The 8,393-nt window shown below is 34.3% G+C and carries 9 protein-coding genes and 1 riboswitch; of the genes, 1 reads left to right on the top strand and 8 read right to left on the bottom strand.

Translation table 11 applies throughout. From position 1 onward, the window contains the following. Window positions 1-184: ABC transporter ATP-binding protein (locus N4A40_09310; GenBank protein ID MCT4662044.1), on the top strand; the 184-nt coding region annotated here is incomplete at its 5' end. Between the two features lie 102 nt (window positions 185-286). Here the strand turns inward: N4A40_09310 and buk are convergent. The 8 genes from buk to N4A40_09270 form a co-directional block, all read right to left on the bottom strand. Continuing rightward, complete coding sequence (gene buk / locus N4A40_09305; protein MCT4662043.1) at window positions 287-1,363, bottom strand: butyrate kinase; 1,077 nt, start codon at window positions 1,361-1,363, stop codon at window positions 287-289. A gap of 109 nt (window positions 1,364-1,472) precedes the next feature. After that, on the bottom strand, window positions 1,473-2,459 hold the full coding sequence (locus N4A40_09300; GenBank protein MCT4662042.1) for an ABC transporter substrate-binding protein: 987 nt from the start codon (window positions 2,457-2,459) through the stop codon (window positions 1,473-1,475). 25 nt (window positions 2,460-2,484) lie between these two features. Continuing rightward, window positions 2,485-3,222, bottom strand: a complete 738-nt coding sequence (locus N4A40_09295; protein MCT4662041.1) for an ABC transporter ATP-binding protein — start codon at window positions 3,220-3,222, stop codon at window positions 2,485-2,487. Next, window positions 3,215-4,234 carry an iron ABC transporter permease gene (locus tag N4A40_09290; protein ID MCT4662040.1) on the bottom strand — a complete coding sequence of 340 codons (1,020 nt, stop codon included), beginning with the start codon at window positions 4,232-4,234 and terminating at the stop codon, window positions 3,215-3,217. Before N4A40_09290 ends, N4A40_09295 begins: the two co-directional genes overlap by 8 nt. Before the next feature lie 106 nt (window positions 4,235-4,340). Next, a riboswitch (cobalamin riboswitch) is annotated at window positions 4,341-4,514 on the bottom strand. A gap of 90 nt (window positions 4,515-4,604) precedes the next feature. Continuing rightward, window positions 4,605-5,963 (bottom strand): MATE family efflux transporter, encoded by a 1,359-nt coding sequence (locus N4A40_09285; protein ID MCT4662039.1) that lies wholly within the window; start codon window positions 5,961-5,963, stop codon window positions 4,605-4,607. A gap of 140 nt (window positions 5,964-6,103) precedes the next feature. Further along, window positions 6,104-6,844: a class I SAM-dependent methyltransferase gene (locus N4A40_09280; GenBank protein ID MCT4662038.1), complete on the bottom strand. Its 741-nt coding sequence runs from the start codon at window positions 6,842-6,844 to the stop codon at window positions 6,104-6,106. Between the two features lie 220 nt (window positions 6,845-7,064). Further along, complete coding sequence (locus N4A40_09275; GenBank protein ID MCT4662037.1) at window positions 7,065-7,763, bottom strand: helix-turn-helix domain-containing protein; 699 nt, start codon at window positions 7,761-7,763, stop codon at window positions 7,065-7,067. Between the two features lie 296 nt (window positions 7,764-8,059). Then, window positions 8,060-8,393, bottom strand: a 334-nt coding sequence (locus N4A40_09270) for a hypothetical protein (GenBank protein ID MCT4662036.1), incomplete at its 5' end; no start/stop codon positions are given.

The raw sequence follows: 8,393 nt of genomic DNA, 5'->3' as shown, positions 1-8,393 counted from the left end.
CTTAAATGAGCAAGAAGCCGCAACTATAATGATGGTTACACACGATGCATTTGCTGCGAGTTATTGTAAGCGAATACTTTTTATAAAAGACGGCAGAATCTATACGGAAATCGTCAGAGGTGGAGATAGAAAAGAGTTTTTTAATAAGATTCTCGATGTGTTGTCTGTTTTAGGAAATGGCTAAAACAAAACCATTTAGGATTCGTATTTGTTTCATATTTCCCAAATGAAACAAATCAGATCCTAAATGGTTTTTTATTTTTAAATATACCCTATATATTGTCTTTTAGAATTCAGCATCCACATATTCATATGCCTTTTCTTCACCTTTAAGTACTCTAAGTGCACCTAAAGCAAGTGATTCCAATTCATTTTCTCCAGCTAAAATTTCAACAGGAGCAATAAATTCTACTTTTTTCTTTATCCAATCTGTCATCATTTTAGAGTAAGCAATTCCACCTGTAATTATAACTCTATCTACTCTTCCGTCTACAACTGTCGCAAGTTCACCAATTCCCTTGGCAATCTGCGATGCCATAGCATAATAAACAAGTTTCGCTTTTTCGTCGCCACTTTCTATCATAGATTCTACTTCTCTTGCATCTACTGTTCCAAGATAAGCTACCAATCCGCCCTTGCCTCTCAATTTCTTTTTCATAGTGTTTTTGTCATATGTCCCAGAATAACACATATTTATGAGTTGTTTACAAGGAACTCTACCAGCACGCTCTGGAGAGAATGGTCCCTCATCATCAGAAACTATATCTATCATCTTTCCACCGCTGTGGACACTTAGTGATATTCCTCCACCAAGATGAGCTACTATAAGATTTGATTCTGGATAACATAATTTGTTCTCCTCGCAGCATTTAAGTGCTGCCGCTCTCATATTCAATGCATGTATTAAACTCTCTCTCTTAATCTCTGGCATACCAGATATACGTGCATGTTCTTCTAATTCATCTACTGCAACTGCATCGTAAATATATGCATTTACGCCAATATCATTAGCTATATCTAGTGCTATCGCTGCTGCTAAATTTGATGCATGCTCTGCGATAGGTTTGTTTCTAAGGCGATTGACCATAGTCTCATTAACTTGATATGCACCCGATTTAACAGGAGGCAATAATCCCCCGCGGCCTACTATAGCAGATAACTCCTCTACTTTATAACCATTTGCTTCTAAAAATGCTAATATGCTGTCTTTTCTCATATGGTATTGATCCATTACAGTCTCATAACGCTCTATTTCCTCCGCTGGATGATCAATAGTTTGTTTTATTTGTTCCACTTCATTTTCATAAACGGCAATCTTAGTCGATGTAGAACCTGGATTGATGACAAGTAATTTATAATTCAATTTACTTTTCCTCCTTGCTAAAAAATTTTAATACTTACAATTATTTTATAAGAAAAAAGACCATATGACAAGGACTAGTCAAAAGGTCTTTTAAAATATCAAATATTTATTATTTTTCTAAATTCGGATAAAGCTCTGAAACTAGTTGCTTTAATCCATCAATGTATCTCATAGTTGCTCCAGATATCAATTTTTCATCTATCAAGAATACTTTGCCTTCTTTTACTGCTTTTATTTGATCGTATCCTGGTCTCGCTTCTATTTGTTCTAGAGTAATTCCTCTATTCATAACTCCCTGCTGAGCAATATAAATTTCAATCTCATTTGCTCTAGCCAAAAGCTGTTCTTCACCGTAAGTTTCAACTGTTGATTTCCCATCATGCTCTACATCTGCCGCTATGTTTTCAAGATTCAAGATTTGAAGAGCTGTGCCAGCAAAAGACTCTGGAGTAGCTGTCTTAAATTTCTTTCCTATACTCTCAAAATAAGCTTTTCTAGGTGTTTGATCTGCCACCTTAGCTTTTATAGTGTCTATCTCGCCGTGGAATTCTTTCAAAAGTTCTTCTGCCTCTTTTTCTTTTCCTGATAGTAGCCCCAATGTCTTCATATACTCATCAAATTCGTCATATGTTTTCACATAAAGAGTAGCTACTGTTATTCCTGCATCTCTAAGACTTTGTATATACTCTGGGTACTTATTTGCAATCATATCTCTCACAAGTACCAAATCTGGCTGAGCTGCTATAATCACTTCTGGATCATCCTTGTAAGTATACTTAGTTTTTTCATTTACATCTTCTGGGTATTTGTCACTAGTACTTACTCCTATAATTTCATCATCCAATCCAAGTGCAAATAAATTTTCAGTATGAACTGAATAAAGCGAAATAATTTTTTCAGCAGGTTTCTCTAACTTGATAGTAACGCCCATGTTGTCAACAAATTCTATTTTAGTTGACTCTGCATCCTTTTCAGTAGACACCTCTTGTTCGACTGCTGCCTGATTCTCTGTTTTTACATCTGGACTCGCACTACTCTGACACCCTACCATTAGAGCAACTACTATCATCCAGATTACTAATAACCTCTTTTTCATTAATAATCCTCCCTCAATATTTTATTTAAATCAATAGAAGAGCATCCTTGTAGAACTCTCCCTCTATATTAAAAACCTCTTTTAATGCAATTTCATCAAGAACTTCACGACTTTTTCCTGCTCTATAAATTTTTTGGTCTTTAAGTATAACCAATTTGTCACAATACTTCCTTGCAAAAGACAAATCATGCACAACCGCTATAACTAATTTGTTTCGAATAGCTTGTTCTCGAAGCAATTTGAAATAATTGACCTTGAAATAAATATCTGCATTTGAAGTACCTTCATCAAGTATCAATGCCTCGCTCTCTTGGCACAATGTCTTAGCAAACATAACTCTTTGAAGTTCTCCTCCGCTCAGTTCTGTCACCTTTTTATGTCTAAAATCCTGAATTTCAGTTTGCTTGATATAATTTTCTTTTTTGCTATCATCGCATTTTTCTTTGAGTTTTCGCCCGCTATACGTTCCCATATGTAACAATTCTTCTACAGTAAATCCGAACTGAGTAGTGGCATTTTGTGGCAAATAAGCCAATTTTCTCGCACGCTTTAAAAGCGTATATTCATCAATAGGAATTTCATCTACTAAAACTACACCATTATCAGGTTTAAGATTACTAGTCAGCAAATCTATCAATGTAGTTTTGCCAGAACCATTTGGTCCAATAATTCCATATACGAATCCTTTTTCAAATTCAAAATTTATATTGTCTAGTATTGATTTCACGCCATAATTTTTGCTAATATTTTCAAGTTTAATCACAGCGCTCACCTCTTTTTCTCAAATAAATATATATGAAGAACGGCCCACCGACCAATGTTGTAAGGACTCCCACTGGTATTTCATGGGGTAATATCGTCCTAGTCATAGTATCTGCCAACAATAAAAATAGTCCTCCTAGTATGCTAGCTAGCGGAATTATCTTTCTATTATCTGCTCCTATAAGCATCCTCGCTAGGTGGGGAACCACTAAACCTACAAAAGCTATGATACCACAAATCGCTACGCAGTATCCTGTAACTACAGATGCTGTGACTATAAGGATTTTATAAACCCTGTCATAATCCACGCCCATAGTTCTAGCCTCTTTTTTACCAAGTGTAATTAAGTTTAGTTCTTCTGAATAGTAAAGAGCTAATCCTAGTGAAACAACAACTACTATAGCTAATGGTAAAATTTGAATAAGTTTTTTTGATGCTAAATTGCCCATGAGCCAATAAACCATTGATACTACATCTTCATCCGCTAAACTTTTAAGCAAACTAAGACCTGCTGAAAATACACTTCCTACAATAATTCCAGCCAAAACTAAGCTAGATTGAGTCATACTCCCCTTTATTTGTGCTAATTTAAGTACCAAAAGAAGAGTGAGTAGCGCGAACGCTATAGCCGACAATTGGATCGGCACATAGAGTCCTACTTTAATGCCTATGAACATTGCCAGTATGGCGCCAAATGCGCCACCTGATGCGATTCCTAGAGTATAAGAGTCGGCCAATGGATTGTTGAGAAGGGCTTGAAACAGTGTTCCGCTAATTGCTAAACCAATGCCTACTACTATTGCTACTAAAACTCTCGGGAAACGAATTTGGTAAAAAATCGTCTTTGCAATATTAGCATCTAAAGCATTTAAATCTGCTTTTCCCGCATAAACCGCAAAAATACTAAGACATATTAGTATTAGCGTCAACAAAATCATACTTAACATGTATTTTAACTGCTTCTCCATCGATCGACGTCCTTTCTGTTTGCCGTAATAAACAACTCTAGGCATAAAAAAACACCCTTAGTGGGTGTCTTGTCACAAATTAATCATGAGCTCATGAGTTGGGAGACTACAAAAACTCGCATTTGTTTCAGGACCTACTTCCCACCGAAATAGTCGTGCAGTTTTATCTGGCAGGTCTCCTGACTCATGCCTAAAACGTATGAATACCTTCCCAGTTTCCCAGTGGTTAAACACACTCAGCATATACAGTAGCGGGGGCTGTGCTGGGTTTTCACCAGCTTCCCTTTTCAATCGCACCGCGATCACCAAATAAATGAATGATTCTACATCATTCGCGCTATCTTACTTCTATATGATTATAACATGTGCTATCACTCATGACAAATCATATTTCCTAAATACATCTTAATATTTCTTAGTTTTTTGCTAATATTTGTAATCCATTTTGATTTATATTTTTAATTAAAATAGATACAAAACCAAGCATTATTATACCTTTTGCAATACTAGTAATACTTATACTCCACCAAACACCACTAAGTTCTAGAGCTGTTGCAGAAAGTGCGTATGCCATTGGTATTCTAAGGCCTGTAAGCGTAATACTCGTTACAGATGGTATATGCGTCTTACCAAGACCATTAAAAAATCCAGATGTAGTAATCTCTATACACATAAACAGCTGTGAATATCCTAGTATCTTCATATACACTGCACCTTCTTGTATTGCATTTACATCAGTTGTAAATATAGAAAATAATTCTCTACCAAAAAATACAAACAGACAGGTCACCATAGCACCAATGCCTACCATCAAATACATTGCTATTTTGTATGCTTTTATTATTCTCTTTTGCTCTTTTGCTCCATAGTTTTGTCCTACAAATGTACCAAGTGCAGTTGCAATACCACTCGCAGTCATCCATGAGAGAGCCTCTATTTGAGAACCTACTTTTTGAACGGCTATAGGCGTTGGCCCCCAATTCGTAATGATTCTAGCTATTACCATTGCTATTATAGTAAAACAAGCACTTTGAACCCCTACAGGCAAACCTAATTTTATAACTTTTTTTATAATATCTATCTGTAGTTTATTTTTCAAACTAAAACCTTCAAACAAATGTATGTGTTTCTTTAATGACAATATAAACAATAATGTCACTATAAATTGTGCGGAGATAGTAGCTAAAGCAGCACCATCTACCCCCAAATTAAATCCAAATATCAAAAGTGGATCCAATACGATATTTGCTAAAAGCCCCATACTATTTATCCAAAATGGAGTTTTGCTATCTCCCGAACCATTGAATATACCAGTTAAAACCGGATTTACAAAATAAAATGGTAAACCAAATGTTATTATTTTAAGATAGGATTCTGCCATTTGGATTACATTAGAATCTCCTAAATTGAATATACCAATCAATTGATGAGACAGCAAAAACACTATTATCGAATAGAGAATAGACATAATAACATTCAGTTTTATGGTGTGTCCCACATATGCATGGGTAAGTTTTATATCCTTTTTACCTACTGATTGTGCTACGCCAACTTCTGCTCCTATTTTGGTTAGCATGATAAATGCCATCGCAAACCAAGGGTAGAAGCCAGCAGTTCCGACTGCAGCTAAAGCATCACTGCTAAGTTTCCCTATCCAAAATAAATCTGTAAGATTGTATGCCATCTGGAAAAATGACGTTCCTATTATTGGAAGGGCCAACAATATCATCTTTTTAAGAATTGGCCCTGATGTTAAATCGTTTTTTGTATTCATTGTATTCCTCCATCTTTCATTTCATCCTAATATTATAACCACAAAAATACTTTTATGCTCTATTTTTTTTAAAATCAAATAAAAAAGAAGATATCGAATTTAATATCACCTCAATATCTTCTTCATTATGGGTATTTATGCTAAGCTTTTTTAGCTACGATAAGAAATCTATGCAGTGTCATATCTAAATGTCCTCTGCACTCTATCTCATCGTAAATTTTTCTGAGCCCATGCTCATATTTTTCCAAATCAAAATCTGGAATTTGCCATGGAATTGCCTTTAGATAATATACCAAAGCGCTCAGTTCATAAGTTCGCGTTATAGTAAAATCTTCTAACGCTTTTTCTATCGTGAAGTTTCCCAATTTGCTTAATGCACTCTCTAAATCCCAATCAATATACTCCATTTCAGGTGCTCCAAGCTTTTCATTCAATTCCCAATCATTTTTCCCACCAACCTGCTGAGTAATGAAATATCCACCTGGTTTTAAAATCCTGTAAATTTCGCCAGGATCATAAGATTCATGCCTATTTATTATAAGATCATATCGTTCGCTTTCTATCGGAAATTTTTCATCCGAGTTTACAGCATACACATTTATTCCCATAGGCTCTAATCTTTCTTTAGCTATCAGTATATTTGGTGGATACGACTCTGTCGCTTCCACTATTTCAGGCAAGTTTTCGAGAGAACTTAAAAATTCTCCGCCGCCAGTTCCCATGTCAAGCATGGCATTAGCATCTTCTATATATTTGCGTATAAGCGTTTCGTAATTCCATTTAAGAGGTGATTCTTGCATTATTCCTCTTTTGTTTATATAAGAAAAATCCCAACCTTCAAATTTTTCATTGTAAGCTTTTAATTCATTTTCAAATGTCATATCAGTATTCCCCCTATTTAATATAATTTTCCGAACCTACAATTTGATTCTTAAATTAGGAGGTGCTCTTGGTTGTTATCCGTAATCCACCTTTGACATAATTTCAACTCCTAGTAATTCCGAATTTGTAACTACTATAATATATCTACATCAATTATAACAATATCCAGAAATCTTACCTAGGTATAGTTTAGTTTACTAAAACTTTGCCATAACTTTATTAACCCCATTCATAAAGTTCTTCTGCAAGCAACTCTAATCGCTCATTATCAATTATTTTTATCATGTTTCTATGTCTTTCAATCATTCCTTGATTTTCAAGCTCATTCAATGTTCTTATCAAATGTCTATAACTACTGCCCAAAAATTGAGCTGCATCCTTTAAATTGTAAATCTCAACTTCATCTAATTGCTCTTTTCCTGCTTTACAAATAGAAACTATATAGCTAGCAATTCTATTTTCTAATGGATACAACAAATTAAACATGTTTTTCCCAGCACTTTGATTCATCTTTTTTGCCAGCGAATACATTATATAATCCTTAAATTTTATATCAGTTTTTGTTTTCTCAATCAATACATTCCTATCTATAGCTATATAAACTGTATCGGTAAGAGCTTCTGCTATATAGTCGGTCTCTCTTCCAAGTGCATACTCGACATCTCCTAGTACCCCAAACGGTCTATAAAAACTAATAAGAAGTACTTTTCCATTACTAGAATGAGAGTATATCTTTGCTCTCCCCTCAACCATTATCAAAAAACTATCTAGTATGCCTTCTGGCGAAACTATATATTCTCTCTTTTGATAAGATCTGAGCGTCATATGTTCTTTTATAGTTTCATCTGTAAATAGCTTCATGACATCAAATTTTTCTATATAATAATCTAATAATTTTGGATCATTAATAATCTTCATATTCCCACTCCATCAAAATCCCAATTTTTTTTATTTTTTTATAAAAAGATGACATATGTCATTTTCTACATATCATATTTAAGTTACAATAAAACACGTAGAGAGTAGTAAAACACTCCTAAACACCCTAAAACCTAAACAATTACTTCATGGAATATATTATTCCCTGGAATAAAAAGAGCCGCCGGGCTCTTTTTATTTGCAAATGAAAACCTACAAATCAAAATAAGACCTTGAGTTTTACTACTCTTGGTCTTATTTTTACATATATTGTGCTTTATAACAAGCCCTTATTATTAATTTCTAAAAATAACAGTTTCTTTCTTAAATAAACTAAGCACAAATCCAATAGCAAGAGCTACATAAATACCAGTCCAAACAAACACTATAGATAAATGCATGGGGTCAAATATACCTACTAGCACTTCTTTTATTATAGAAATGGTATTTATAATTGGAATATGAAAATAAATAGATGGAATCAATTTGCCATCTAAGTACATAGTAAAATAAGCTGGAATCAATACTACAAATGTTATAGGTGTCAAATACGTTTGTGCTTCCTTGAAATTCCTAGCATAAAAACTAATCGCAAGTTCAAGAGCTGCAAATGCCATTGTAAGGCCTACT

The organism is Tissierellales bacterium, assembly GCA_025210965.1.
Taxonomy (GTDB): domain Bacteria; phylum Bacillota; class Clostridia; order Tissierellales; family JAOAQY01; genus JAOAQY01.
Note: the sequence above shows the minus strand (reverse complement) of the source record. Positions and strands in the feature narration are given on the sequence as shown.